Annotated in this window: 24 protein-coding genes; 8 read left to right on the top strand and 16 right to left on the bottom strand. The window is 62.7% G+C overall.

Going from position 1 to position 24,464, the window contains the following annotated elements; translation table 11 throughout:
• Positions 1–338: 338 nt before the first annotated feature.
• From NKH33_RS02690 to NKH33_RS02680, 3 genes are all read right to left on the bottom strand, one after another.
• Complete coding sequence (locus NKH33_RS02690; RefSeq protein ID WP_352918109.1) at positions 339–1,388, bottom strand: M14 family metallopeptidase; 1,050 nt, start codon at positions 1,386–1,388, stop codon at positions 339–341.
• Between the two features lie 101 nt (positions 1,389–1,489).
• The gene (locus NKH33_RS02685; RefSeq protein ID WP_352743322.1) at positions 1,490–2,866 is read right to left on the bottom strand and encodes an FAD-containing oxidoreductase; all 1,377 of its coding nucleotides are present in this window, start codon (positions 2,864–2,866) and stop codon (positions 1,490–1,492) included.
• Entirely contained in the window at positions 2,863–3,324 is a 462-nt protein-coding gene (locus NKH33_RS02680) for a DUF4126 domain-containing protein (protein ID WP_352450545.1), read from the bottom strand. The genes NKH33_RS02685 and NKH33_RS02680 overlap by 4 nt, the downstream gene beginning before the upstream one ends.
• A gap of 148 nt (positions 3,325–3,472) precedes the next feature.
• Between NKH33_RS02680 and NKH33_RS02675 the strand changes: the two genes are divergently transcribed.
• Positions 3,473–4,030, top strand: coding sequence for a sugar O-acetyltransferase (locus NKH33_RS02675; RefSeq protein ID WP_352918108.1), 558 nt, complete (start codon positions 3,473–3,475; stop codon positions 4,028–4,030).
• Between the two features lie 58 nt (positions 4,031–4,088).
• Here NKH33_RS02675 and NKH33_RS02670 read toward each other — a convergent pair whose 3' ends face one another.
• From NKH33_RS02670 to NKH33_RS02660, 3 genes are all read right to left on the bottom strand, one after another.
• Positions 4,089–4,598: an RES family NAD+ phosphorylase gene (locus NKH33_RS02670; protein ID WP_352466798.1), complete on the bottom strand. Its 510-nt coding sequence runs from the start codon at positions 4,596–4,598 to the stop codon at positions 4,089–4,091.
• Positions 4,595–5,101 (bottom strand): type II RES/Xre toxin-antitoxin system antitoxin, encoded by a 507-nt coding sequence (gene parS, locus NKH33_RS02665; RefSeq protein WP_352918107.1) that lies wholly within the window; start codon positions 5,099–5,101, stop codon positions 4,595–4,597. Before parS ends, NKH33_RS02670 begins: the two co-directional genes overlap by 4 nt.
• Positions 5,102–5,261: 160 nt before the next feature.
• On the bottom strand, positions 5,262–6,251 hold the full coding sequence (locus tag NKH33_RS02660) for a helix-turn-helix domain-containing protein (RefSeq protein WP_352918106.1): 990 nt from the start codon (positions 6,249–6,251) through the stop codon (positions 5,262–5,264).
• Between the two features lie 128 nt (positions 6,252–6,379).
• Between NKH33_RS02660 and NKH33_RS02655 the strand changes: the two genes are divergently transcribed.
• The gene (locus tag NKH33_RS02655) at positions 6,380–7,027 is read left to right on the top strand and encodes a cysteine hydrolase family protein (RefSeq protein ID WP_352918105.1); all 648 of its coding nucleotides are present in this window, start codon (positions 6,380–6,382) and stop codon (positions 7,025–7,027) included.
• Positions 7,028–7,099: 72 nt separating this feature from the next.
• Here NKH33_RS02655 and NKH33_RS02650 read toward each other — a convergent pair whose 3' ends face one another.
• The 8 genes from NKH33_RS02650 to NKH33_RS02615 all read right to left on the bottom strand — a co-directional run bounded on the left by NKH33_RS02650 (position 7,100) and on the right by NKH33_RS02615 (position 17,271).
• Positions 7,100–8,779 (bottom strand): formate--tetrahydrofolate ligase, encoded by a 1,680-nt coding sequence (locus tag NKH33_RS02650; protein WP_352772531.1) that lies wholly within the window; start codon positions 8,777–8,779, stop codon positions 7,100–7,102.
• A gap of 307 nt (positions 8,780–9,086) precedes the next feature.
• Positions 9,087–10,211, bottom strand: coding sequence for a DUF2333 family protein (locus NKH33_RS02645; protein ID WP_352450540.1), 1,125 nt, complete (start codon positions 10,209–10,211; stop codon positions 9,087–9,089).
• A 14-nt stretch (positions 10,212–10,225) separates the two neighbouring features.
• Positions 10,226–11,524 (bottom strand): DUF6638 family protein, encoded by a 1,299-nt coding sequence (locus tag NKH33_RS02640; RefSeq protein WP_352683898.1) that lies wholly within the window; start codon positions 11,522–11,524, stop codon positions 10,226–10,228.
• Positions 11,525–11,722: 198 nt separating this feature from the next.
• Positions 11,723–13,633, bottom strand: a complete 1,911-nt coding sequence (locus tag NKH33_RS02635) for an AAA family ATPase (RefSeq protein WP_352770900.1) — start codon at positions 13,631–13,633, stop codon at positions 11,723–11,725.
• A 24-nt stretch (positions 13,634–13,657) separates the two neighbouring features.
• Positions 13,658–14,803 (bottom strand): hypothetical protein, encoded by a 1,146-nt coding sequence (locus NKH33_RS02630; RefSeq protein ID WP_352488971.1) that lies wholly within the window; start codon positions 14,801–14,803, stop codon positions 13,658–13,660.
• Positions 14,804–14,838: 35 nt separating this feature from the next.
• Positions 14,839–15,927, bottom strand: a complete 1,089-nt coding sequence (locus NKH33_RS02625) for a hypothetical protein (protein WP_352450536.1) — start codon at positions 15,925–15,927, stop codon at positions 14,839–14,841.
• A gap of 215 nt (positions 15,928–16,142) precedes the next feature.
• The gene (locus NKH33_RS02620; RefSeq protein WP_352819908.1) at positions 16,143–16,532 is read right to left on the bottom strand and encodes a c-type cytochrome; all 390 of its coding nucleotides are present in this window, start codon (positions 16,530–16,532) and stop codon (positions 16,143–16,145) included.
• 127 nt (positions 16,533–16,659) lie between these two features.
• Entirely contained in the window at positions 16,660–17,271 is a 612-nt protein-coding gene (locus NKH33_RS02615; protein WP_352680866.1) for a thymidine kinase, read from the bottom strand.
• 237 nt (positions 17,272–17,508) lie between these two features.
• On the opposite strand from NKH33_RS02615, the gene NKH33_RS02610 reads away from it, so the two are divergent.
• The 3 genes from NKH33_RS02610 to choV all read left to right on the top strand — a co-directional run bounded on the left by NKH33_RS02610 (position 17,509) and on the right by choV (position 20,595).
• Positions 17,509–18,444, top strand: coding sequence for a choline ABC transporter substrate-binding protein (locus tag NKH33_RS02610; protein ID WP_292660734.1), 936 nt, complete (start codon positions 17,509–17,511; stop codon positions 18,442–18,444).
• Between the two features lie 118 nt (positions 18,445–18,562).
• Entirely contained in the window at positions 18,563–19,417 is an 855-nt protein-coding gene (gene choW / locus NKH33_RS02605; RefSeq protein WP_254819158.1) for a choline ABC transporter permease subunit, read from the top strand.
• Positions 19,414–20,595 (top strand): choline ABC transporter ATP-binding protein, encoded by a 1,182-nt coding sequence (gene choV, locus NKH33_RS02600; RefSeq protein ID WP_352450532.1) that lies wholly within the window; start codon positions 19,414–19,416, stop codon positions 20,593–20,595. Before choW ends, choV begins: the two co-directional genes overlap by 4 nt.
• A gap of 237 nt (positions 20,596–20,832) precedes the next feature.
• Here choV and NKH33_RS02595 read toward each other — a convergent pair whose 3' ends face one another.
• Together NKH33_RS02595 and NKH33_RS02590 are read right to left on the bottom strand one after the other, a co-directional pair.
• Positions 20,833–22,242, bottom strand: coding sequence for an ATP-binding protein (locus NKH33_RS02595; RefSeq protein ID WP_352819909.1), 1,410 nt, complete (start codon positions 22,240–22,242; stop codon positions 20,833–20,835).
• On the bottom strand, positions 22,239–22,955 hold the full coding sequence (locus NKH33_RS02590; RefSeq protein WP_352469721.1) for a response regulator: 717 nt from the start codon (positions 22,953–22,955) through the stop codon (positions 22,239–22,241). The genes NKH33_RS02595 and NKH33_RS02590 overlap by 4 nt, the downstream gene beginning before the upstream one ends.
• 237 nt (positions 22,956–23,192) lie before the next feature.
• On the opposite strand from NKH33_RS02590, the gene NKH33_RS02585 reads away from it, so the two are divergent.
• The 3 genes from NKH33_RS02585 to clpS all read left to right on the top strand — a co-directional run bounded on the left by NKH33_RS02585 (position 23,193) and on the right by clpS (position 24,351).
• Positions 23,193–23,537 carry a hypothetical protein gene (locus NKH33_RS02585; protein ID WP_352469825.1) on the top strand — a complete coding sequence of 115 codons (345 nt, stop codon included), beginning with the start codon at positions 23,193–23,195 and terminating at the stop codon, positions 23,535–23,537.
• 36 nt (positions 23,538–23,573) lie between these two features.
• On the top strand, positions 23,574–23,789 hold the full coding sequence (locus NKH33_RS02580; protein WP_352450529.1) for a hypothetical protein: 216 nt from the start codon (positions 23,574–23,576) through the stop codon (positions 23,787–23,789).
• A gap of 256 nt (positions 23,790–24,045) precedes the next feature.
• Positions 24,046–24,351 (top strand): ATP-dependent Clp protease adapter ClpS, encoded by a 306-nt coding sequence (gene clpS, locus NKH33_RS02575; RefSeq protein WP_352540995.1) that lies wholly within the window; start codon positions 24,046–24,048, stop codon positions 24,349–24,351.
• Positions 24,352–24,464: the final 113 nt, after the last annotated feature.

Genomic DNA, 24,464 nt, shown 5'->3' with positions numbered 1-24,464 from the left:
ACGCGAACGCGTTCGAACAGGCCGCTGTCAGCGAGCCCACCACCAAATGGTCTTGATCGAGCGCATGTTCATGGCGAAATCCATAGCCGCGAAAAGCGGTATGCGCAACAGGTTTGAAAGTCTGTGGGGTGGCTGCCGCTTTCGCAACCCAGCACATGGCCAAGACCGGCAGTCCTGCCTAGACTCTGTGTTGCCCTGGCGCATGTGCCGCCGCGCCAGAGGCTTGCCGAACTCGGCGTCGCCCGCGTGAGCCATGGTCCGGTGCCGTACCGGCAGATGGCCGAATGGCTGGAGGCCAGGGCGCGACAGGCGATTTCGGGGTAGCCTGGCGGGGTGCGTCAGTCCTCCAGCGTTCCCGACCTTGCATCGGCGCTCGTCCCGTCGCCGACCAGCTTCAAGAGGTCTTCGCCGGCGCGGATGATGCGGCGGGAACGCCGCGTCAGGATGAGGCCCGCCTGCGGCGCCAACACTTCCGTGCGGCCGTCGGGATCGCCGGGCGCGTGGACGATGGTGGCAAGGCGCGCACCCTTGGTGACGCGGTCGCCCGGCTTCACGTCGTAGAGGATCGCGCCCGAGCGGGGCGCCGGCATCATCTCGATGTTTTCGAGCGGCGCGACGAGCCCAACGAAGCTGCCAGGCGCGCGCAGCGCCTGGTCCTGGATTACGCCGCGCGCCACCAGCAGCCGATAGAGCCCTTCGGCATCGGCGCCGGCGAGGGCGCCGTCGACATCGAGTATGCCGCGATATTCGACGGTGGTGGCGACGCGCCGGTGGAGGCGCGCCACGTCGGCCGGGACATTCTGATACGGCATGATCGAAGCGCCTTCGAAGGTGCCGTCGGGGTCTTCGTCCCACAGCATCACCGCATCGACGCCCATGGCCGCTGCACAATCCGCCATGGCCGGCCACAGGCTGGTGTGGACGTAGAGATAGGCGAGGCCTTCATCGTCGCAATGCAGGTCGAGCACGATGTCGTGGCCAATGGAGAGCTGCAGCAGCCGCGTCTTCAGCCGCTGGTCGACCGTGCCGTGCGCCGGCAGCAGCGTGAGGTCGGGCGCGGCGAGCCGCGGAAAGCCACGGTTGAAATTGGTGCGCGTGCCCAGATGAAAGCGGCCCTGATGGTCGCCGTAGAGATATTGCGCGCGGCCGATCGGATTGGCCCAGGGCACGATGGTCATGTTGCCGGTGATGCGGCCTTCGGCTTCCGCCTTGCTGAGCATCGGCATCAGCGTGTCGATGGCGACGACACCCGGCAATTCGCCGGCATGAAGTGCCGCCTGCAGATAGGCGGAAGGCGCCGTCTTGTCCGTTCCGGCGAAGCGGAAAACGGGGAATTCGTAGGAAACGCCTTCGCTGTCGCCGGCGACGCGTTCGATGGACTTCTGCATGGGATGCCTCCCGGAGAAGAGGCGGAACACATGCCCTTTTGCCGCTGGGCTGTCGATTGGTCCAGTCGCTGCCGCTATGGGCGCACGATTCTACCCGGCCGTTACACCAGCGGCTTGAGTTCCTGGGCGATGGTCGGCAGAAGCTCCGAGACGTTCGGGTGGATGTGCACGGCGCGCGCCAGCGTGCTGACCGGCGCCTTGGCATACATCAGGTCGAGCACGCAGTGCACCGCCTCGTCGCCGCCCGGGCCGAGCACCGAACAACCGAGGATCTCCTTGGTGTCGGCATCGACCAGGATCTTCATGAAGCCTTGCGTCTCACCTTTTTCGACGGCACGGCTGACGCGGGTCATTGGCCGCTGGCCGACCAGGGCGCGGCGGCCGGATTTCCTTACCGCGGCTTCGGTCATGCCGCAGCGGCCGAGTGGTGGGTCGATATAGAGCGCATAGGCCTCGATGCGGTCGCTGACCTTGCGCGGATCGTTGTCGAGCAGGTTGGCGGCGACGATCTCGTAATCGTTGTACGAGGTGTGGGTGAAGGCGCCCTTGCCGTTGCAGTCGCCCATTGCCCAGATGCCGGGCACGCTGGTGCGCAACTGGTCGTCGACGACGATGAAGCCGCGTTTGTCGACCTCGACGCCGGCTTTGTCGAGGCCGAGATCGTCGGTGTTTGGCGTGCGGCCGAGCGCCAGCAGCACATGCGAGCCGACCGCAGCCGCCTTGCCTGGCGAGAAGGTCACGGCGATTTCGTTGCCTCGCCTGGCGAAGCGGATGTCGTCGGCGCCGAGATGGACGGCAATGGCTTCGTTTTCGAGGATCGACAAAATGGCGTCCGAGACATCCTCGTCCTCGCGACCGATCAGGCGCGGGCTTTTTTCGATGACCGTGACTTCGGAACCGAAGCGGCGGAACATCTGCGCGAATTCGAGCGAGACATAGCTGCCGCCGACAACGATGAGATGGCGCGGCAGCACGTCGAGATCCATCATCGAGGAATTGGTCAGGTAAGAAATGCCGTCGATGCCAGGCAGGTCGGGCACCGAGGCGCGCCCGCCGGTGTTGAGGAATATCTTTTCGGCGCTCAGCAGATCGTCGCCGACGCGCACCGTGTTGGCGCTTACGAAGCGCGCATGGCCGCGATAGAGCGTGCATTTGTCCATGCCGGCAATCCAGTCTTCGAGATTGCCGCGGGCGCCGTTGGAGACCTTGTCCTTGCGCGCCTTGATCGCCTTGTAGTTTACGCCGACGGGACCGGACAGCGTCACCCCGTAATCCGCGGCCGAGCGGGCGAGATGCGCGGCATAGGCGCTTGCCACCATCGTTTTGGTCGGCGTGCAGCCGGTGTTGACGCAAGTGCCGCCGACCAGCTTTCGCTCGATCAGCGCCACGCTCATGCCGGCCGCATTCAGCCGGCCGGCGAGCGGTGGGCCGGCCTGCCCGGCACCGACGATGATGGCGTCGAATGTCTTTGCCGTCATGCCGCCGCCGCCGCGATCAGAAGCCCGCCGACGATCGCCACCGCGTCCTCGATGAAGGCGGCCGGCGGGTCCTTGCCGAAGGCGGCGGCCAGGCGTTTACGCGCCTCGGCGCCGCCCAGCGTGCCGATCACCGCGCCGATGGCGCCGGCGATCAGGCCGCCGATGGTGGCGCCGCCGGTCGCGCCGATCACCGCGCCGGTGAAAGCGCCCAAGACGATGCGCGTGCCGAATTGCTGCGGCACCTTGCGGCTCGGCGCCGAGGGCAGCTGGTCGGTGACCAGTTCGGCGATGGCCAGGATGGTGAAGATGCCGACGGCGATCCAGTGGCCCATGAAGCTCGCCCAGGTGTCCGCGACCGGCAACCAGCCAAGCCAGGCGCCCCAGGCGACGGCGGCGGGCGCGGTCATGGCGCGAAGCCCGGCAACGATGCCAATCAGGAGTGCAAAAATGTACAGCATGATTGATCCCCTCGATGGCCGGCTTGGGACAGGTCCGAGAGAGCAAGCTACCATAGGTCCGGTATTTGACCAGAGGTGGTGTCGCCGCCGGCGCTTCCGCATTTGCAGCACTTGTGCTTTGGCAAAGATTGAGACTGGAGTTGCGGCCATGGCCGAAAGCGAACGCACGAAAATGGCGGCGGGCGAGTGGTATTGCTGCCTCGATCCGGAACTGGAGGCGTTGCGCATCACGGCGCGAGACGCGGTGTTCGAGCACAACAGCCTGCCGCCCCGGCAGCGTCGCGACATCGGGCCTGGATTGCGGACGCTGCTCGGCGCTGCGGGCGAGGGCGCCCGGATCGAGGCGCAGTTCCACTGCGCCTATGGCTTCAACATCTTTCTCGGCGACCGCGTTTTTCTCAATGCCGGCTGCACCATTCTCGATACGGCGCCAGTGCGCATCGGCAAGGGAACGCTGCTCGGCCCCAATGTGCAGATCTATTGTGCCGAGCACCACAAGGAGGCTGCCGGGCGACGGGCAGGGCTGGAGATCGCCAAGCCGGTCGAGATCGGCGACAATGCCTGGATCGGCGGCAGTGCCGTCATCCTCGGCGGAGTCAGGATCGGCGATGGCGCCGTCGTCGGCGCCGGTGCTGTGGTGACGCGCGACGTCGCGGCGAACACCACGGTGGTCGGCAATCCGGCACGGGTAATCAGCAACAACTGAGCACCGTGCTTCTGTCGCCGGTCACGTCCTCGTTCTGATGGACATGGGGGCGGCTATGTCACTTGGCCGGAGGTGGATGCAACCGTGTGTCGAGCGCAAACGCCTCCTGGGTCTTCATGGCGTATGCCCCTCTGGCGAGGCTCGCGTCGAAGATCAGGTTCCAGCTATGCTGCGATACGGCGCTCGGAATCACAACGAACCGGTGCCGTTGCAGAAGATCGTCGCCAAACGCCTGTTGCCCGGAGCTCGGAATGCCCGGGCGCAACCAGTTGGGGTTGGGCACGGCGGCGGGGTCGACGATATGCACATCCGCGACATCGCTGACGATTGCTGCCGTCATGACATGCGCAATCGTGTCGAGCGCCCTGAAGCCCTTATGGACCGCAACCTCGAGGATCGCAGTCGACGGATCGATCGAGCAGTAGACGGCGCGCACGCCCTTGCTGTTCCAGCGTCCGCCCACCCTGTATGCGCCCTCGCCACTATCCCATGTAGGCGCAAACGCGGCTTGATCGAGGCGCCATCCGATGAGGTCGGAGCCACCAAGCGCCGCCGGCAGCGGCGTCATGCATAAACGCCATATTCAAGCCGTTCCAGATAGTCTTCTACAAGCTCGATCCCCGCCGGCGTCGCCAGAAGGTCGATTGGACGACGCTGGTCGAGCCCAATCGCCGGGCGCTCCAGCCATTGCTCTGCCTCCGCCTGCGAACCGAACACGTCGGTCGCTTTCGACAGGATCTCCGCGAACTTCCAGGTTCGTCCGCTCTGGTCCTGACTGAGAGGCTTGGACGGAGCATCCTTGCGGCGCTGGTAGGTGCGCAGGCTCATGCCGACGGCCTTCTCCAGCGAATCGGTCTTCTGGATGAAGACGAGTTGCCCGATAAGATGGTCCAGCGCTGAAGCCGGCAGGCCGTGCAGAAGCAACTCGTGGGCATCCAAAGCGCTGCTGAGGCGCCTTGCCAGAATGCGGCTGCCGCCTAGCAATTTCGCCACCTTCTGAAGTTCATTGTTTTTTGCTGCTGGCGCAGCCTTTTCCAATGCCCTCGCCACGGCGAGCCCTCTTCGCGTCATCTGTCGCTTTAATATGTGACAGATGACGCAGAGCCTTTCAAGCACGACAGGATCGAGAGCAGGGCAATCGCTTCGAGAGAAAAGATAGCCTACTCGGGCCAGATGGCAGTCCAAGGTCGGCACTGAAGCGATTGCCCTGGAATCGAGCGCGAGCCGAATTTCACCTCGGCATGTGCGCCACGCGCTCCTCCTGAGCACTCCTCGAGAATTCGCGCCGGTACTGCGCCGGCGAGGTTCTGAGGCGCGCTGCGAAATGCTGGCGCAGCGAGGTAGCGCTGCCGAAGCCGGCCTCGAACGCAACCGTGTCCATCGATTTTTCCGTTGCTTCCAGCAGCCGTTGCGCCAGCTGGACGCGCTGGTCGGTCAGCCAGTCACCGAAACTGGTGCCGATCGTTTTCTGGAAACGGCGCGTGAACGTCCGGCGGGTGAGGCCGGCGTGACCGGCAACGCTGTCCAAACTGTGCGGCCCACCCAGGGTTTTGCGCACCGCTTCGAGAGCCTGGGTGAAGCGGTCCGCATTGCCGGTCCTGGCGATGGGACGTTCGATGAATTGCGCCTGCCCGCCCTGCCTGTGCGGAGAAAGCACGATCTGCCGGGCAAGGCGAAGCGCCGCCTCCGCGCCGTAACGAGCCCGTACGACGTGCAGGCAGCAGTCGAGCCCGGCGGCGACGCCGGCGGATGTCACGACATCGCCATTGTCGATGTAGAGCACTTCCGGTTCGACGAGAATGTCGGGATAGAGTTCCTGCAGCTGATCCGCGTAGGCCCAGTGCGTCGCCGCTCGCCGCCCCGAAAGCAGTCCGGTCGCCGCAACAGCGAACGTTCCCAAGCACAGTCCGACGATCAGCGCGCCGCGCTCGTGCGCGCCAAGCAACGCGTCGATCAATGCGGCTGGAGGCGAGCTCCCGAGATCCTTCCAGCTTGGCACGATGACGATGTCGGCGTCATTGAGCGCGGAAAGCCCGTGCGGGACGCTGATGGTCAGCCCGGCATCGGTGCGGATCGGCCCGTCCTCAATCGCGCAGACCCGGAAGTCGAAGCGCGGCAGGCCGAGCTCCGTGCGATCAGCGCCGAACACGAGACACGGCACGGAGAGATGAAACGGGCTGATGCCATCGAAGGCGATGGCGGCAACGGCAGGATCGGTCATGGGAGCTCCAGCAACGGGTGAGGCCGATTGTCCCAATTCTTTCGAATAATGTCAATCGGGACACTTTTTGCAATCCGGTGCCGAGCTTATCGTCCACCCATCAATGTCCAACGGGAAAGGAAAACCCCATGTCGCAACCAGCCAAAGGCAAAGCTCCGCGCCGCGCCCTCATCGTCATCGATGTTCAAAACGACTATGATGGCGGCAACCTCGCCATCCAGCATCCGCCCTTCCGCGACAGCGTCGTCAATGTCGCGCGAGCGATGGACGCGGCCACCGAGGCAGGCGTCAAGGTGGTGGTCATCAAACAGTTGGCGCCGGAAACCTCACCGGTCTTCGCCAAGGGCAGCCATGGCGCCGAGTTGCACCCGGAAATCGCCAGGCGAGACCGCGACCACTACATCGAAAAGAACTTGCCCAGCGCCTTCACCGGCACGGACCTCGAGGAGTGGCTGCGCGCCAACTCTATCGATACGATCACAGTCATCGGCTACATGACTCACAATTGCGACCTGTCGACGGTCATCCACGCCGTGCATACGGGCTTCGAGGTCGAGTTCCTGTCGGACGCAACGGGGTCGTTGCCGTACGCCAACAGCGCCGGTTACGCTTCGGGGGAGGAAATCCATCGCGTCGTGACGATCATCCTGCAGTCGCGCTTCGCGGCCGTTCTCAAAACCGCCGAGTGGATCGATTGCCTGAAGACCGGCGTGGTACCCCAGCACGACACACCCTATGCCTCCAACCAGCGCGCGCTGGCGCGAAGCGCGGCGTAGGAGACTGTCGCGAACAGGCAGAAGGACGCCGCAGCGTTGCGGCGCCCTTTGCCGTTCAAGCGTTGATTATCCCTAAAACAGGCCTTCGATCTGGCCCATTTCGTTCAGGAAAATCTTTTCCGAGGATGGCGCTTTGGGCAGGCCGGGCATGGTCATCACCTCGCCGCAGATGATGACGACGAAGCCGGCGCCGGCAGACAGCCTGACCTCGCGCACCGGCACGGTGTGGCCGGTCGGCGCGCCGCGCAGATTCGGATCGGTGGAGAAGGAATATTGCGTCTTGGCCATGCAGACCGGCAAATGACCGTAGCCGGCGTGCTCCCAGGCGTGGAGCTGGTCGCGCACCGATTTGTCGGCGATCGCTTCGGAACCGCGATAGATGCGCTGGACGATGGTGTTGATCTTCTCGAACAGCGGCATGGCGTCGGGATACAGCGGGGCAAATTGCGACGCGCCGGATTCGGCCAACGCCACGACTCTTTTGGCCAGTTCCTCGATACCGGCCGATCCCTGGGCCCAGTGCTTGCACAGGATCGCCTCTTCGCCCATCGAGGCGACGTAGTCCTTCATCGCCTGGATCTCGGCCTCTGTGTCGGAGTAGAAATGGTTGATGGCGACCACAGCCGGCACACCGAACTGGCGGATGTTCTCGATGTGGCGGCCGAGATTCGCACATCCCTTCTTGACCGCCTCGACGTTCTCCTTGCCGAGGTCCTCCTTCTTGACGCCGCCATTCATCTTCATGGCGCGAACCGTGGCGACGATGACCGCCGCGGCGGGCCTCAGGCCGGCCTTGCGGCATTTGATGTCGAAGAACTTTTCGGCACCGAGATCGGCGCCGAAACCGGCTTCGGTGACGACGTAGTCGGCAAGCTTCAGCGCCGTCGTCGTGGCAACGACTGAGTTGCAGCCATGCGCGATGTTGGCGAAGGGGCCGCCATGGACGAAAGCCGGGTTGTTCTCCAGCGTCTGCACGAGATTGGGCTGCATGGCGTCCTTCAAGAGTACGGCCATCGCACCGTCGGCCTTGAGGTCGCGCGCATAGACGGCCGACTTGTCGCGGCGATAGGCGACGATGATGTCGCCGAGGCGCCTTTCCAGGTCCTTCAGGTCGGTCGACAGGCACAGGATGGCCATGACTTCCGAGGCGACTGTGATGTCGAAACCGGCCTCGCGCGGGAAACCGTTGGCGACGCCGCCGAGCGAACAGATGATCTCGCGCAGCGACCGGTCGTTCATGTCCATGACGCGGCGCCAGACGACGCGGCGGGTATCGATGCCGAGCTCGTTGCCCCAGTAGATGTGGTTGTCGATCAGCGCCGACAGCAGATTATGGGCGGTGGTGATGGCGTGGAAATCGCCGGTGAAGTGGAGGTTCATGTCCTCCATCGGCACAACCTGCGCGTAGCCACCGCCGGCGGCACCGCCCTTGACGCCGAAATTCGGTCCGAGTGAAGCCTCACGGATGCAGACGATGGCCTTCTTGCCGATGCGGTTGAGGCCATCGCCCAAGCCCACCGTCGTCGTCGTCTTGCCTTCGCCGGCCGGTGTCGGGTTGATGGCGGTGACGAGGATCAGCTTGCCATCCTTGTTGCCCTTCACCGACTTGATGAACTCGGCCGAGATCTTCGCCTTGTCGTGGCCGTAGGGCAGAAGATGTTCGCTCGGAATGCCGATCTTCTGGCCGATCTCCTGGATCTGCTTCTTCCTGGCGCCGCGCGCGATCTCGATGTCGGACTTCACTTCGGCCATGGACGACTTCCCTCTGAATTGGACGGATTTGACTAGTGTGGTCGCAAGAATAGCCCGGCATTGCAGGCGCGGGCATGTTCTACCCCTGTCGCTGCCGCGGCGTCAACTTTCATGCAACTATGTTTCCTACGAAGAAAATGCCTCTGCGGCCGGCTGCCCTGCCACAGGTTCTTTTCGCGCCGGTTGCCGCGCCGTATAGAAGCCAGAGCAGGCGCGGTTCCGCCGTCTCAAAACAGCCGCGTAATACGCGAAAAGCGACAGAAGCAACGGCGCAAATTCACCAGCGCCGGCTGTGCGGGACGATCCGCTACTGCGTCAGCACGTTGCTGATCTCGACCATGTTCGAGCGCACCCTGAGTATGTAAAAACCCATCGTCGTCAGATGTGTCGGCAACAGCCAGCCGTCCTCGCGGCCATTGGCGATGATGAAGGGCTGGATGCGCAGTGCCGAGACGAACTGCGCGTCCATCGTATCCCACAGGTTCTGCAGGTGCTTTTCCTTGATGACGTCCTCGAAGTCGGCCTGTGCGCCCTTCATCAGCCCGTAATAGGCATAGAGCTGGCCATAGGCGAACCAGAAGCGGTCGTCGGCGCGAGTGTCGAACCAGCCATTATTGTGGTTTTCGGCACGCTCCTTGAGGATCGCCGAGGTCGAACCGATGTCGGACGAGATGCGGTCGATATACTGCTTGAGATTGTCAGCGCGGGCATCGAACGTCGCCTGGCAGGCTGCGAGGCGGGCGTTGAAGGAACGCAGCTTGCGCACCGCGTCGCGATAGTAGCTCGGCGTCGGCGTCTTGGGGCCGAACGGGTTCAAGCCGAAATACCAGGTTTCCTCGTCGAACTGCAGATTGCCGCGGGCATCCTGCAGGTCGGCGTCGATCTGCGAGGTGGTGCGGACGCGGCCGAGATTATCGGCAAGCTCGGTCGCCGTGCGCCGCACCGCCTGGTTGATGCCGCGCTGGAACGAAGCCTTGTTGTCCATGAACGGCGTGTGATCCCAGTCGATGCCGAACAGGCCGAGCTTGTAAAGAATCATCGACGACACCCAGGCATTCTGGTTGACGTTGAAGTCGGTCAGGTCGGCCGCAACCTGGGCAATGGCTGAATTTCCGCAGGTCTTGGCCGTGTCGGTGCCGGCGCCGGCGGAAACCTGTTCACCGGCGGAGCTGTTGCGTTTTTCGAACGTGTATTTGTCGACGTAATTCGGGTCGAAATTGTTCCACCACTGGGTGGCGTAGAAGAAGTTGACATAGAGACCGATCAGCACGAGCACAGCCAGGCCGAGCACCGCCTTCAGGATCCAGCCGCGTTGCGTGTACCAGCGCCCCGCCCACAGGAACGGCCACAGGATCGCGCCGATGAGCAGGCCGATGCCGCGGCCAATCCACTGGAAAATCCGGGTGAAGAAACTCACGATCGGATCAAGCATGGCGATGTCACCCCTCAGTCAGTCAAGCCGTAGAGGCGTGTGCGAAACGCCACCTTGTCCTTCAGATATGTGGTTTTCAGAACGTCCACAACATGCGATCGCCAGGCGTCGCTGAAGCCCTCATAGTCCCTGTAGAAGCCCGGCTTGTTGAAGACGTAACGCGAAACGAAGTCCTGCGGCACGAAGTCCGAGATCAGCTGGTTGGTCAGCCAGGCGTCGGCATGGTCCGGCTTGGCGCGGATGACCAGGAAGCGCTGCTGCGGGAACACGTCCTCGATCTTGAGATGGCCGAGCTGGGCGATCTCGCGCTTGGCGGCGTTGAGGAAGGGAAAATTGCCGTCCCTGGTGATCAGATCGGTATGGCCGTGGATCCAGGTCTGCAGCCAGACCTTGTCGACGTCGGTCAGATTGCGGTCGGGATCGGCGTCGCGGATCAGCGCGCGCACCACCATTTCGGCGCGATGCTCGAGATAACCGGAGGTTTCGATCCATGAGGCGCGCGGCAGCTCGATGCGGCCGGTCGAGGCGAGGAACTTGAACACCTTGTCGGCATCGTGGATCGAAAGGTAACTCACCTGCCACGGCCGCGAGCGGCGGAAACCGGGCGCTGCGGGGTCGCTGATCACCGTCGTCACGTCGGGATCGACGAACACATAGAGCCCGCCGAAATGGCTGGTCCAATAGGCATTGTGACGGAAGATCACCTGGTCCGGCACCAGCGCATTCTCGCGGATGTCGCCGCAGACCTTCGCCAGCTCGACCATGTGGGCCAGCATGGCGTTGTCGCGCCAGGCATCCGGCTCCTGCTTCAGCCGGTCGACCAGCTTGCCGAGCTCGGCGGCCTTGCCGAGCACATCCTCGGCCGACAGCACCTTGAACTCGACCTGGTTGATCGACAGCAGGTCCTCGATGTCGTCGACCTTGGGGACCGAATCCTCGATCTCGCCGTAGATGACGTCCTTGATCGTCAGCGCATCGATGGCGCGCTGGTTCTTGGACATGAACTCGTACATCAGCAGCGAGGTGTTGGAGAACGCCGTGTGCACCACCGGCAGGTCGATCTGCGACGGCGTCAGGATGATGAAGCGGCGGTTGACCTCGTTCGGATCGAGGTAGCTGTAGTCGCCGCATTCCTCGGCGACCTGCGGCGAGAAGCCAGTGCGGTCGATCTCGAAGCTTCTCAACTTGGTCGGCTTCAAGCCGAACGCGACCATCGCCTTGTTGTAGCGCTGGATCAGGTGCGGCTCGTCGATCGTCAGCAGCCGGCCGTAGATCAGCTCGTTGTCGCGCAACAGATCGGGTTTCTTGGCCATTATTCCTTCTCCGCGTTCACGGGGAGACGGTGCCCGAAGGGCGGATGAGGGGCGCGAACGCTCCTTCTCCCCTTGTGGGAGAAGGTGGCCGAGCGAAGCTCGGTCGGATGAGGGGTGTTCCAGCTTGACGAATACCCCTCATCCGTCGCCTTCGACGCCACCTTCTCCCACAAGGGGAGAAGGTGGCGTCGGCGCATCTCACGCATTCCACAGCCCCTTTTTCTTCAACCCCTCGATCTCGCGGACGGCACGCTCCCGCAGACGGGTGTCGCGGATCATCTTGGTCACCGCCGCATCATCGGACTTGTCGGAATAGCGGAATTCGGAATCCGCATAGCGGTTGATCTCCTGCATGACCATGTCCATCGAGAATGGCCCGCGCAGCTCCTCGATCATCGCTTTCTTGTCGTCGTAACCCTTGTGCATGAAGGCTTCCGGCTTTTCGAACCACTCGTCCGGCAATTCGATGTCCATGGCGCGCATCTTGATGGCATCGGTAACGTTCTTGATGGCGCGGCCGGTAAAGCGCGGCTCGGCATCCTTGATCAAGTGCAGATAGGTGCCGATGTCAGCCATCGTCTTCGGCGCGCCGTTTTCCTTCATGTAGCGCTCATAGACCTTTATCAGCCCGTCTTCCTGCGGCTTTTCATGCTCCTCGTAGGCTTCCATCACCGCGCGCTGGATTTCCTGGGCAGCGTAGAGCTTGTGCTCGCCGAGCGGGATCTTGTGGTTCTTGCCGGCGAGCAGAACGAAGATGTCGATGTAGTCGTCGCGGCTCTGCGGGCCATCGACCAGCCAGCGCGCGCCGGCGCGCTGGCGCAATGCGTCGTCGACGTTCTCGGGATAGTTGGAAAACATGCCGAACGAGCAATTGCCGCGCACCACGGTCGCCGCACCTCCAAAGGCGTCCATCAGGACGCCGGTGATTTCCTGCTGGCCGGCCGAGGCGCGGTCGTCGGACCGGCGTGCCGCCACCTGGTCGATATCGTCGATGGTGCCGAAGCCGATGACGCGCGGGTTCAGCACATTGTTGATGAACTGTCGGCAGTTCTGGCCCGACTTGCCCTGGTAGGAGGAGATCTGGTCGACGCCGAAATTCTCGTAAGCGAAGGGATAGCCGGCGACCTGGCAATAACCATTGAGAAGACCGGCGATCATCTGGATCAAGGTTGTCTTGCCGGTGCCGGGCGCGCCATCGCCGATAAAGGTGAACAGGAAGCCGCCGAGCTCGACGAACGGGTTCAGCTCGCGCTCGAAGTCGTAGGCCATCAGCATCTTGGCAAGCTTGACTGACTGGTATTTGGCGATGTGGTTGCCGACGACCTCTTCCGGTTTTTTGAAGGTCATCACCAGCGGCTTTGCCCGCTTACCCGGCGCGACGTCGAAGCCGTCAAGGGTAAAATCGTCGACGTCGATGCGGATATGCGCGTTCTCGAACGGACCGATGCCGTCGAAGCGGCCCTTTCGCGCCAACAGCCCGTCGATGGCGACGCGGGCAAAGGCGCGGGCGCGGGTCATCAGGTCGGCATCGTCCTTCGAACCTGCTATCGCCCTGTCGAGCCCGGCCACGATCGACTTCACCGCATCCTGTGGCGTGTCGAACAGAAAGTCCGGCTCGGGCGTGTCGTTCGGCGCCTCGCCGTCGCTGTCGATCAGCTGGAACAAATAGGAGGCAAGGCTGAAGGCGGAGATGTAGGCAGAGGCCGACAGCAGCTTCTTGAAGGTGGCAGCTTCATCGCCTTCGAGCGGCGAGCGGGCGTTTTTCGCCTGCAGACTTTCGAGGTCCGAGCCCTCGGCGAAGACATCCGATATGGCCAGCGCTATCGCTGTGCCGCGCCGGGCGCGAAACAACAGCGTGTGCTGCGGGATGGTCAGCAACTGGTCGTCGGAATGGACGGCGGCGACGGTTTTGGAGAGCTCGACCTCGCGCGTGCGGCGCACCGAGCCGACCGAGACGGTAGAGACGAAGCGGCGGTTGGTGCCGGCAAGCGCGGTGCCGGACTCGCGCGATGGGTCCTCCAGCACGACGATGCGAGTGATGAAACTTTGCGCAGTGGCACGGTGCTTTTCAATTGCCGCTTCCGGGATGGTGGTCAGGCCGGTGTCCATGGAGGATGCTCCGCGATTTGACGGTCAGACGTCGCTGATGACCTGCCCTTTGGACAGGATGTGGACCTTGTAGCCCGAAAAGATCTTCTGCGCCTCGCCGGCGGCATAGAGCGCCTGATAGGCCTCGTGCGGAATCAGCGCATGGTTCTCATAGCTCGACACGCCTTGCCGCGCGGCCTCGAGATCGTCGGTATTGATGAAGAATTCCTGTGTCGTCTTTTCGCTCGAAAACAGCCCCTTGCGGCCTGGCTTTTCGGCCTTGGAAAAGACCTCCTGGATGGTCCAGGTCAGCAGCCAGGCGTTTTCCGGCTTGCGCACCTTGGCCAGCACTTCGCTCACCGTCGAATTGTTGTCGGTAATCCCTGCAGAATAGAACGGGCCGAGCACGACGCGACGCAGTTGCTTGGGATGCAGCGGCTCGAAATCCTTGTCGAGGTTGACCGCGATGGTCGCCGGCGACAGCGCGTAGGCGGAATTCTTTTCGGTGAAATCGTCGAAACGGTGGGCAAGCTCGGGATTGAGCAAGCCGTCGACCGGCAGCGGAATGTCGATCCTCTCATTAAGTTTGCCGCTGGAGTCGACAAGCTGCCGGATCATGTCGTCCGAGGAATCCTCGACCGTCACCATATAGACAAGCGGCAGGTTGGCGCTGCCGTCGAAGCAGGCCCAGTGGACCAGATAATAGGGGCGCAACGTCTTCGGATTGACCGACACCTTGACCGTCTGGGCCAGCGTGAACGGGCCGAAGGTAGTCTCGCTCTTGACGTCCTCGAGGTAAAGCCGCTCGGCCATCGACTTCTGCAGTGCTTCGGGAAATTCCTTGTGGCGCAGGATGAAGTCCGCCATTTCCTCGCGCAGCTCATCGGCCAGCGGAAGGTTGGCGAGTCGCGCATCGGCCTGGAGCCGGTCGTTCTCCAACTCGAGCAGGTTCTGGAAGACCGGAAAACCGCTTTCGGCGCGCGAGATGCGGAACGTCTCGGTGAAGCCCAGCCGGTTGCGCCAGCACGAGAACGACTTGTCGAGCCGCGCAATATATTCGGCGACGACCTTGGCGACGATGCCGTGCCGGTAGAGCGGCGAGCGATCGTCGCGCATGAACACTTCGAGGCCGCCAAGTGCCGCCGCGATCGCCGAGAAATAACGCGCCGCAGCTTCGTTTTCGGGGGTCATGCTGCCAGCCCTTGGGAGCAGTGCACGTGCAGCAATTACGACTGCACGTAATTTGCCGAATTGTGCTTCTTCATCACATCGTCGAAGCGGCGGGCGAAGGCATCGTCGGCGAGCTTCTTGCGGCGCTGGATGTCGGCGGTGGCGACCATGTTTTTCTCGTGCATTTCAAGCAGATCGCCGATGTGCTTTTGCGAGGCGGCACCAATGCCGGCCATGGTCTCTTCGGCGGTATTGTCGACCTGGCTGCCCAGCGTGTTGATCTTGTGGGCGACATCCTGTTGGGCGGCGGTCTTCAGCGAATCTTCCAGCGCCTTGTACAGAACGATGCGCTGCTCGGTATCGATGGTCAGTTTGTTGATCAGCGTCGATTGCGCCGCGATCTGGTTGTTGAGGGAATCGACGAAGGTCTGGAACATCGAGGTGTAGCGCTCCAGCGTCTGGCTTTCGGCCAGCAATTCCTGCTCCTTGGCCTGCTTCTCGTTGTATTCCGTGGCTAGTTTCGAGCGTTCGCCTTCCAGCTGGGTGCGCTCCTTCTGGCTGGTCGAGGCGGCGATCTTGTTCTCGATGTCGAGCAGCATCGGGTTGAGTTCTTCGATGCGTTTCTGCACGGTCTCGAGATTGGACATGGTGGTCTTGCGGCGCTCGATCACCTGCGACAGGCTGGCCTCGGAGGTCTTGTAGCGCGTGTCGAGAACCTGCTTCTGCGCCTTGAGGATGCCGACGATGGTGTCGGATTTCGCCAGCAGCTCCTGCAGATTGCCGGCCAGCGACATGTTGCGGACGCGGTCGGTGCGCAGGCGCTGCTTGCGCTGGCTGGAGAAGACACCGACGAAATTTTCCCAGCCGGTGTAGTTCTTCATGCTCTCGAATTCGGCGCCGAAGACGTTGGTGGCGTCCTCGAGGCCGATAATCAGGTCGGCGATATTGCCTTCCATCACCTTCTGCTGCTTCAGCACGTCCTCGATGCGGGCATTCTCGATGTCGAAATTGGCGTCGCCGATCTTCTTGTCGGCGGTGGCGAGCGTGTCGAGCACAGTACCGGACTGCTCGATCTTGGTGCGCATGTCCTCAACGACCTGCTTGGTCTTGGCAATCTCGGCGTCGAAATTCTGCAATGTCGCCATTGGGGCCTCCCGCTTCGGCATCGGTTTCGTTTCGCAAACCGCCGCGAATATATGTGCCGGGTTTGGCGAATGAAAGACGGAAGACATGGGATTACAGGAAAACAAAAGAATTTCAGGAGGCCGACCGCAGGATAGTCAGGCAATGATTACGGTGTAACTGCCGTCCAATCAGACACCGCTTCAACCGCGGCTGGACTTTAGGTCGGGAGCGACGCTCAGGGCTTGGGATCGGCCTTGAGGTAGGCGATGACATTGGCGATGTCGTCGTCGCTGGTCAGGCCGGAGAAGGCCATTTTGTTGCCGGGGACCTTCTGCCGCGGCGCGCGCAGGTATTCGGCGAGGTTTGCTTCGTCCCAGACCAGGCCGGCGGCGCCGGCGTCCTTCATCCCCTGCGAGTAGCGGCTGAGATAACTGTCCGCGGTGCCGGCGCTGCGGCCGACGACACCCAGCAGATGCGGGCCGACCTTGTCGTGGTCGCTCGTGGCCTCATGACAGGCCATGCATCTGTTGAAGACTTTCTTGCCGAGAGCGGCATCGCCGTCGGCATGCGCGGCAAGAGCGCCGGCGATGAGGAAAGCAGTTGCAGATGAGATGGCTCGAAGCATGGGAACTCCCCGACGGCTCTGGCTGAGAGGTTCTGAAATAGCAAGCAGGCCTTAAATAAGCGCCGCACGATGGCGCGATTGGCGAACGAATGTCGGCCGGGAGGTCGGATGAAGGCAATAGCGCTAGTCAGGTTCTGGTGAAGCCGATGAAATCGTCGGGCACGGCGCGGCCCATTTCCTCTTCCCAATGGCGGCGGCAGAGCGAGACATAGACATCCTTGCCGATCGCCACCTGTTCGCCCTGTTTCGCCACCTTGCCGTCGGCGCCGAGGCGCACCACCATCGTCGCCTTGCGGCCGCAACGGCAGATGGTGCGCACCTCGCGCAGGTCGTCGGCGATTGCCAGCAGGGTGCGCGATCCGGAAAACAGCTTGCCTTGGAAATCGGTGCGCAGGCCGTAGCACATGACCGGGATGTTCAGCCGGTCGGCGATGCGGGCGAGTTGCCAGACTTGCTCCTCTTCGAGGAACTGCGCCTCATCGACGAAGACGCAATGGACCGTGGCGTGGTCGTGATGCTCGGCGACCCGGGCGAACAGGTCGTCGCCGTCGCGGAACATCTCGGCTTCCGTCTCCAGGCCGATGCGCGACGAGATCAGCCCGGTATCGCCCTTGCGGTAGTGGCCGGCGATGAACAGCATCGTCGTCATGCCGCGCTCGCGGTAATTGTACGAGGCCTGCAACAGCATCGTCGTCTTGCCGGCATTCATCGTCGCATAATGGAAGTACAGCTTGGCCATGCCGTCCTTTTAAGCCGAGTTGCAACAAAGCGGGGAGGGGGAGCGCCTACATTCCACCGGGAAAAGACGACTTCCATCCGGAAAGCGGCGGGCGTGTCGCTGATCGGCCAGCCTGCGCCGTTGTTCGTGATTGCCTTAGTGCTTGAAACCGCAGCAGAATGATGTTTGGCTGACGGAACAAAGGCGGAGATAAAACCGTCGCGTCGCTTCACCGAGAACTGAAATGGGAGAATTTTCATGTCGCGTATGAGTTCATTCGTCGCCGGCCTCGGCCTGGCGGCTTTTCTATCCACGACTGGGGCCTTCGCCGGCGATCCGGAAAGCTGCAAGACGGTGCGGCTGTCCGATGTCGGCTGGACCGACATCCAGGCGACCACCGGCGTCGCCTCGGTGCTGCTCACGGCGCTGGGCTACGAGCCGCAGGTGATCCAGCTTTCGGTGCCGGTGACCTATGCGTCGCTGAAGAACAAAGACCTCGACGTGTTCCTCGGAAACTGGATGCCGTCGATGACCAACGACATCAAGGACTATGCCGCCGAAGGCTCGGTCGAGACCGTCAGCGAAAATCTCAGCGGTGCCGGCTACGGCATCGTCGTTCCGACCTATGTCGCCGATGCCGGTGTCAAGACGCTGACCGATCTCGGCAAGTTCAAGGACAAGTTTGACGGCAAGATCTACGGCATCGAGGCCGGCAATGACGGCAACCGCATCATCCTCGACATGATCAAGGATCCGAAGACCAATCTCGAAGGCTTCGAACTGGTCGAATCTTCCGAGGCCGGCATGCTCACCCAGGCCGAGCAGTCGATGAAGAACAATGAATGGATCGCCTTCCTCGGCTGGACGCCGCATCCGGTGATGGGCGCCATGAAGATCACCTATCTCGAGGGGATGGGCGATAGCGGCTTTGGTGCTGCCACCGTGCATACCAATGTACGCAAGGGCTACATGAGCGAATGCCCGAACGCCGGCAAGTTCATCGCCAATCTGAAGTTCAACCTGGACATGGAAGGCGAGATGATGGACGCGATCCTGAAGGGCGGCGATGCCAATACGGTCGCGACCGACTGGCTGAAGAAGCACCCGGACGCGGTCGCTCCCTGGATCGCCGGCGTCACCACCTTCGACGGCGGCGATGCGGCGGCTGCGGTGAAAACGGCGCTCGGAAGCTGACCCGACCATCTGGCATGACGAGACAAGGGGCAGCCACGGTAGAAATGGCTGCCCTTTTTCGTATCCTGTGACAAGATGACCGTCCGGCGAAGGACGGCGCCGGCAGAAGAGGGGCTAGATGGATCCGATCTCCAAATTCCTGGTCAGTTACAAGATTCCCATCGGGGCATGGGGGAAGGCGTTTTTCGGCTTTCTCACCGACAATTTCGACACCATCTTCAGGGCTTTTTCCAACAGCCTCAACTTCCTGCTCGACGGCATCGTCGACGGGCTGCTGTTGCTGCCGCCGGTTCTGCTGATCGCGCTGATCGCTCTGCTCGCCTATTTCCTGCAGCGCTCGAAAGGCCTGGCTTTGGCGGTATTCATCGGATTGCTGTTCATCCTCAACCAGAACCTGTGGAAGCAGACGGTGGAGACGCTGGTGCTGGTGGTCGCCGCCGCCGCCGTGTCGATGGCCATCGGCGTGCCGCTCGGCATCTGGGCCGCGCACAAGCCGAAGGTGTATCGCGTCATGCTGCCGGTGCTCGACCTGATGCAGACATTGCCGACCTTCGTCTACCTGATCCCGGTGCTGACCCTGTTCGGCCTCGGCAACGCGCCCGGCCTGATCGTCACCATCATCTTCGTCATCCCGACCTCGGTTCGGCTCACCCATCTCGGCGTCACCTCAGTGCCGAAATCGATCGTCGAGGCGGGCGAGGCGTTCGGCGCCACCAAGCGCCAGCTGCTGTGGAAGGTCGAGCTGCCTTCGGCGCTGCCGACCATCATGGCTGGGCTGACCCAGTCGATCATGCTGTCGCTGTCGATGGTGGTGTTCGCCGCCCTGATCGGCGCCGGCGGCCTCGGTACGGAAATCAACCGGGCGCTCGGTTCGCGCAGGATCGACCTCGGGCTTGAGGCAGGGCTGGCGATCGTCGTGCTCGCCATCGTGCTCGACCGGATGACGCGCATCGGCGTGGGAGGCAAGAAATGACCGTCGCCGTCGATTTCAGGAATGTCGACATCGTCTTCGGCGCCGACCAGGCCGGCTCGCTGGCGCTGATCGACAGCGGCGCCACCCGCGCCGAGATCCTCGAACAGACCGGCAACGTGCTGGGCTGCGCCGGCGCCAGCCTCACCGTGAACGAGGGCGAGATCTCGGTGCTGATGGGGCTTTCCGGCTCCGGCAAATCGACGCTGCTCAGAGCCGTCAACCGGCTGAACGTCGTCTCGCGCGGCCAGGTGCTGGTCAAGGACGGCGACGGTACGGTCGACGTCGTCACCTGCGACGAGGCGACGCTTCGGCGGCTGCGGCAGAAGCAGGTGGCGATGGTGTTCCAGCAGTTCGGCCTGCTGCCGTGGCGCACGGTGGAGGAGAATGTCGGCCTTGGCCTCGAGCTCGCCGGCGTACCCGAAGCCGAGCGCAAGGAGCGGGTGAACAGGCAACTGAAGCTGGTTCATCTCGACCAGTGGTCGAAGAAATATGCGCATGAGCTGTCCGGCGGCATGCAGCAGCGCGTCGGCCTGGCGCGCGCCTTTGCCACCGAGGCGCCGATCCTGCTCATGGACGAGCCGTTCTCGGCGCTCGATCCGCTGATCCGGACCAAGCTGCAGGACGAGTTGCTGCAGCTCCAGGCCGAGCTGAAGAAGACCATCATCTTCGTCAGCCACGACCTCGAGGAGGCGCTGAAGATCGGCACCCATATCACCATCATGGAAGGCGGGCGCATCGTGCAAACAGGCGCGCCGGAAGACATCGTGCTGCGGCCCGCCAACGACTATGTCCGCGACTTCATCGCCAATGTGAACCCGCTCTCGGTGCTGACCGCGTGGAACGTCATGCGCGACCGACGCGACCTCGAACATGGCGAGAACGGCTGGGTGTGGCTCGACCGGCGCAGGACGACACGTTTCAAGATCGACGAGCATGGGCTGGTGGCGGCGGCCGAGCGCGACGGCAAGCCGGCGGTCTGGGTGTCCTGCGCCGATGTCGAAGCCCAGCCGGAGGAGACGGCTCAGGTATTCTGGGCCAATCCCGGCACCTCGCTGAAGACCGTGATGCTGGCCATGCATCGCTCGCAGACCGCACCCGTCGCGCTATTCGACGAGCAGTCGCGCTTCGTCGGCGCCATCGGCGTCAGGGATGTGTTGAGCGCGGTGTTGCGAAGATAGTTTTTCTCCTTGGGGAGAGAACCAAGACCAAACGCCGAGTTCTGTCGCGCCCCCCTCTGTCCTGTCGGACATCTCTCCCACTTGGGGGGAGATCGGCGGCTTCGCGGACGGCTCTCACATTCCAACGTTTGTAATTGGCGAAATCGGCGATGACGGCCAATCTCCCCACCTGTGGAGGAGGTGTCCAGCAGAACAGAGGGGGGCGCGAAGGAACGCCGGCTTAGCCCGATACGCAAGCTAAACCGCCAGCGGCAGGCGCAGCTCCGTCATCAGGCCGCTATCGGGATGGTTGGACAGGCTGACTTCGCCGCCGGCGCTACGGGCGATGTTGCGGGCGATGGTCAAGCCGAGGCCGAGGCCGCCGGTCTGACGGCTGCGCGACTGTTCCAGGCGCACGAACGAGCCGAACACGGCGTCGAGCTCGGCTTGCGGGATGCCCGGACCCTCGTCATGGATCGCCAGCGTGATTGTCTTGCCTGATTGACGCAGGCTGAGATGCGCCCTCTTGCCATAGGTCACCGCGTTCTGGACGAGGTTGGTGACACAGCGCCGTAGCGCGACCGGCTGCGCGACGCAGATCAGGCCGCGCGAGCGCGCGTCCTCATTGTCGAAGGAGACCTCGTCGAAGCCGTCGGCGATCGATTCTACCAGCGACCAGAAATCGATCCTCTCGCTCTTCTCCTCGGTCACCTCGAAAGTGGCGAAGTCGATGACCGAGCTGGCAATGCCTTCGATGTCGGCGAGGTCGTGCGCCAGTGCGGCGCGCACGGACGAATTCCTCAGCAGTTCGAGGCGCAGCCGCATCCTGGTCAACGGCGTGCGCAGGTCGTGCGCCAGTGCGGCGGCAAGATGCTCGCGGTCCTCGACGTAGGCGCGCAGTCTTGCCTGCATGGCATTGACCGCCTTTGCCGCGGTACGCACCTCGCGGCTGCCGCTCTCGGCGATCGGCGGGCTCTTCAGGTCCTCGCCGATCCGCTTCACCGCGGTCTCCATCATCCGGTAGGGCGCCGTCAGCCGGCGCAGCGACCAGATCGAGGAAGCCACCACCAGCCCGGCGATCAAGGCATAGAGTGGCAGGCTATCGAAGCTCAATATCGGCCCGGCCGGCGTGTTCGGCTCGGTGAAGTTCAGCCATTGGCCGTCGGCAAAGCGAAGCGAAGCGGTCAGCTTGTCGCTCTGGGCGAAATCGGCCGCCAGCACCAGCAGGTCGCGCTCGACCTGGCCAATATCGGGACCGGCGACCGTCCCGCCGGGAGCGTCGGCTTCGTGCGTTGCCGGGTCGCGGCGGACCCGCGCGTCGGTGATGCCGAACTTCGATAGCCGGCCGACCAATATGTCCTCCAATTCGGCCAGCTCGTCGTCGCCGGCTATCGAGGAAGTAACGGCAGGCGTGTTGGAAACGGTGAGCGCATAAGTGGCGTTGAACAGGCCGGACGCCGTCGCCTTGCGCTGTTCGGGGGTGGCGTCATGCATCAGCTGTACCAGCGAGAAGGCGCGGTCGTTCAGCCGGTAGAGATCGACGACGTCATTGGCGGCGGCACGGTCGCGCGAAACGATGTAGAGGGTCGCGATCTGGCTGATCAGCAGGCCGGCTATGACGATGAGCAGCACCCAGACCGGCAGTGTTTGTGGCAGAATACGTCTCATTCGGCGGTCGTCTCAGGCAGGAACTGGTAGCCGCCGCTGCGCACAGTCAAGATCAGCTTCGGCGTTTTCGGGTCATCCTCCATCTTGCGCCGCAGCCGGCTGACCAGAATGTCGACGCTGCGGTCGAAACTGTAGCCGCTGTCGCCGCCGGACAGCTCGATCAGCTGCTCGCGGCTCAGTACGCGTTGCGCGCTCTTGACGAAGGTCTGCAGTAGATTGAATTCGGCCATCGTCAGCTCGATCCTGACGTCGCCGGGCGCCATCAGCCGGCGGCGCGAACAGTCCATCGTCCAGCCGGCGAAATGGTAGATCTGCCGCGAGGCCGCGCGTCGCGGTTCGGCGGCGCCATTGCGTCTCAAGACGGCACGAATGCGTGCGAGCAGCTCGCGCGGATCGAAGGGTTTCGGCACGTAGTCGTCGGCACCCATCTCCAGCCCAACCACGCGGTCGGTAGTTTCGGTAACCGCGGTCAGCATGATGATCGGCGTCGAATAATTGGCGCGCAACTCGCGGCAGAGCTCCAGCCCGCTCTTGCCGGGCAGCATGACGTCCAGGACGATCAGGTCGACCTGGGCGCGGCGTAGGATGGTCTCCATCTCGGTGCCGTCGGCGGCGACCGATGTATGCAGCCCTCGCTTCTGGAAAAATTCCTGAAGCAGGTCGCGAATGCCCTTGTCGTCGTCGACGATCAGTATGTGGGGGTCGGATTTCACAGGGAACCTGTCATTTGTGGATCGCCCAAGCGCTGCTTCGGCTGTCAGCCAGACGATAGAATTCAGGCCATAAGTTGGCCAGTGGAGATCGGCGGCCCGATCCGGGCTGCCCAGAAACAATCCAGAAACAAAATTCTACAATCCGGAAAAACTGCCGAAAAAAATCAAAGGCATAAGTGGTGCCGTGGCGGTCAGGTCATCGGCTGCGACACGCGTTACGGGATTACGGACAGACCAATGCAAAGGTTCTCGATCAGTCTGATGGGTGCGTTGCTTTCCATTTCGCTCGTCACGGTCGCGGTCGAACATGCCGATGCAAAACTGGCCGATGCGAAGGTGGCCAATGCAAAGGCGGCCGATGCAAAGGTGGCGACCACCCGCAGCGAGCGTTGCATCGATCTGAACCGCCAGTTTGACGAAGCCCTCGAAACCCATGCCGCGGCAACGCAGGTCACCGCGGCGAAAGCACTTCAAAGAAAGGGAAACCGGTTCTGCGCCAACAAGAAACAGGCACAGGGAATCCGGATGCTCGCGAACGCTTTGAAGCTGCTTGGAGTGACACCGATCGATCCCGTTCAGTGACACTCAATCCGATCTGCACAAAAAGGAAGTGAAGCCATGAAAAAGTCCCTCCTCTCCGCCCTCGGTCTCGCCATCGCGCTGGCCGTCTCGATGCCGGTTCTCGGCGCCAGCAGCGCCAATGCCGCGACCACCACCCCGGCTGCGACGACAACGACGACCGCTGCGCCGGCCAAGGCCGTGAAGAAGGTCGCTGCCAAGAAGACCGTCAAGAAGCACAAGAAGCACGCGGTCAAGGCAGCCCCGAAGGCCTGATCAAGCGACATCTTTCTACCCTACGAGAAGACCGCTCCAGTTGCGATTTGCCTGGAGCGGTCGTCTTTTTTGTTGCGTGCATACAATAGGGCCAGGCCCGGCCCACACCCCCGGTTGAACGCCAGACGGCAGTTCCCACATAGGCACGGACTTTGAACTGCGCCTGCCGGGAAGCCGATCGCGCGCGGTTGAATGGACGACCGCTTTTGTCCATGTCAAAATGACCGCAAAGCTGTCGTACGCAATTGCCGGTCCAATGCCTGAAATCACGACAAAACCCCGTACCAGCACGAAGCCGAAGGTCGAACGGCCGAAGCTCTACAAGGTCATCCTGGTCAACGACGATTTCACGCCGCGCGAGTTCGTCGTGACGGTGCTGAAGTCCGAGTTCAAGCTCAGCGAAGACCAGGCGCATAGGATAATGATCACCGCGCACCGGCGCGGCGTCTGCGTTGTCGCCGTCTTCACCAGGGATGTCGCCGAGACCAAGGCGGCGCGGGCAACCGATGCCGGCAAGGCCAAGGGCTACCCGCTGATGTTCACGACGGAGCCGGAGGAGTAGGGCGGTTCGCTTTCTTCCTTCTCCCCTTGTGAGGGCTTTGCATGAAGGGTGTGCTTAACCTGATTGGCCTACTGGGCGTCTTTTGAAGGCGTCTAAGGCCTCGCCCTGTCGCC

Origin of the sequence: Mesorhizobium sp. M1182 (assembly GCF_040318335.1) — a bacterium.
Classification (GTDB): domain Bacteria; phylum Pseudomonadota; class Alphaproteobacteria; order Rhizobiales; family Rhizobiaceae; genus Mesorhizobium.
Note: the sequence above shows the minus strand (reverse complement) of the source record. Positions and strands in the feature narration are given on the sequence as shown.

Excerpts from the sequence above, each read along its gene's own strand:
- NKH33_RS02690 (WP_352918109.1), bottom strand. The coding sequence starts at position 1,388 with ATGCAGAAGTCCATCGAACGCGTCGCCGGCGACAGCGAAGGCGTTTCC.
- NKH33_RS02685 (WP_352743322.1), bottom strand. The coding sequence starts at position 2,866 with ATGACGGCAAAGACATTCGACGCCATCATCGTCGGTGCCGGGCAGGCC.
- NKH33_RS02680 (WP_352450545.1), bottom strand. The coding sequence starts at position 3,324 with ATGCTGTACATTTTTGCACTCCTGATTGGCATCGTTGCCGGGCTTCGC.
- NKH33_RS02675 (WP_352918108.1), top strand. The coding sequence starts at position 3,473 with ATGGCCGAAAGCGAACGCACGAAAATGGCGGCGGGCGAGTGGTATTGC.
- NKH33_RS02670 (WP_352466798.1), bottom strand. The coding sequence starts at position 4,598 with ATGACGCCGCTGCCGGCGGCGCTTGGTGGCTCCGACCTCATCGGATGG.
- parS (WP_352918107.1), bottom strand. The coding sequence starts at position 5,101 with ATGACGCGAAGAGGGCTCGCCGTGGCGAGGGCATTGGAAAAGGCTGCG.
- NKH33_RS02660 (WP_352918106.1), bottom strand. The coding sequence starts at position 6,251 with ATGACCGATCCTGCCGTTGCCGCCATCGCCTTCGATGGCATCAGCCCG.
- NKH33_RS02655 (WP_352918105.1), top strand. The coding sequence starts at position 6,380 with ATGTCGCAACCAGCCAAAGGCAAAGCTCCGCGCCGCGCCCTCATCGTC.
- NKH33_RS02650 (WP_352772531.1), bottom strand. The coding sequence starts at position 8,779 with ATGGCCGAAGTGAAGTCCGACATCGAGATCGCGCGCGGCGCCAGGAAG.
- NKH33_RS02645 (WP_352450540.1), bottom strand. The coding sequence starts at position 10,211 with ATGCTTGATCCGATCGTGAGTTTCTTCACCCGGATTTTCCAGTGGATT.
- NKH33_RS02640 (WP_352683898.1), bottom strand. The coding sequence starts at position 11,524 with ATGGCCAAGAAACCCGATCTGTTGCGCGACAACGAGCTGATCTACGGC.
- NKH33_RS02635 (WP_352770900.1), bottom strand. The coding sequence starts at position 13,633 with ATGGACACCGGCCTGACCACCATCCCGGAAGCGGCAATTGAAAAGCAC.
- NKH33_RS02630 (WP_352488971.1), bottom strand. The coding sequence starts at position 14,803 with ATGACCCCCGAAAACGAAGCTGCGGCGCGTTATTTCTCGGCGATCGCG.
- NKH33_RS02625 (WP_352450536.1), bottom strand. The coding sequence starts at position 15,927 with ATGGCGACATTGCAGAATTTCGACGCCGAGATTGCCAAGACCAAGCAG.
- NKH33_RS02620 (WP_352819908.1), bottom strand. The coding sequence starts at position 16,532 with ATGCTTCGAGCCATCTCATCTGCAACTGCTTTCCTCATCGCCGGCGCT.
- NKH33_RS02615 (WP_352680866.1), bottom strand. The coding sequence starts at position 17,271 with ATGGCCAAGCTGTACTTCCATTATGCGACGATGAATGCCGGCAAGACG.
- NKH33_RS02610 (WP_292660734.1), top strand. The coding sequence starts at position 17,509 with ATGTCGCGTATGAGTTCATTCGTCGCCGGCCTCGGCCTGGCGGCTTTT.
- choW (WP_254819158.1), top strand. The coding sequence starts at position 18,563 with ATGGATCCGATCTCCAAATTCCTGGTCAGTTACAAGATTCCCATCGGG.
- choV (WP_352450532.1), top strand. The coding sequence starts at position 19,414 with ATGACCGTCGCCGTCGATTTCAGGAATGTCGACATCGTCTTCGGCGCC.
- NKH33_RS02595 (WP_352819909.1), bottom strand. The coding sequence starts at position 22,242 with ATGAGACGTATTCTGCCACAAACACTGCCGGTCTGGGTGCTGCTCATC.
- NKH33_RS02585 (WP_352469825.1), top strand. The coding sequence starts at position 23,193 with ATGCAAAGGTTCTCGATCAGTCTGATGGGTGCGTTGCTTTCCATTTCG.
- NKH33_RS02580 (WP_352450529.1), top strand. The coding sequence starts at position 23,574 with ATGAAAAAGTCCCTCCTCTCCGCCCTCGGTCTCGCCATCGCGCTGGCC.
- clpS (WP_352540995.1), top strand. The coding sequence starts at position 24,046 with ATGCCTGAAATCACGACAAAACCCCGTACCAGCACGAAGCCGAAGGTC.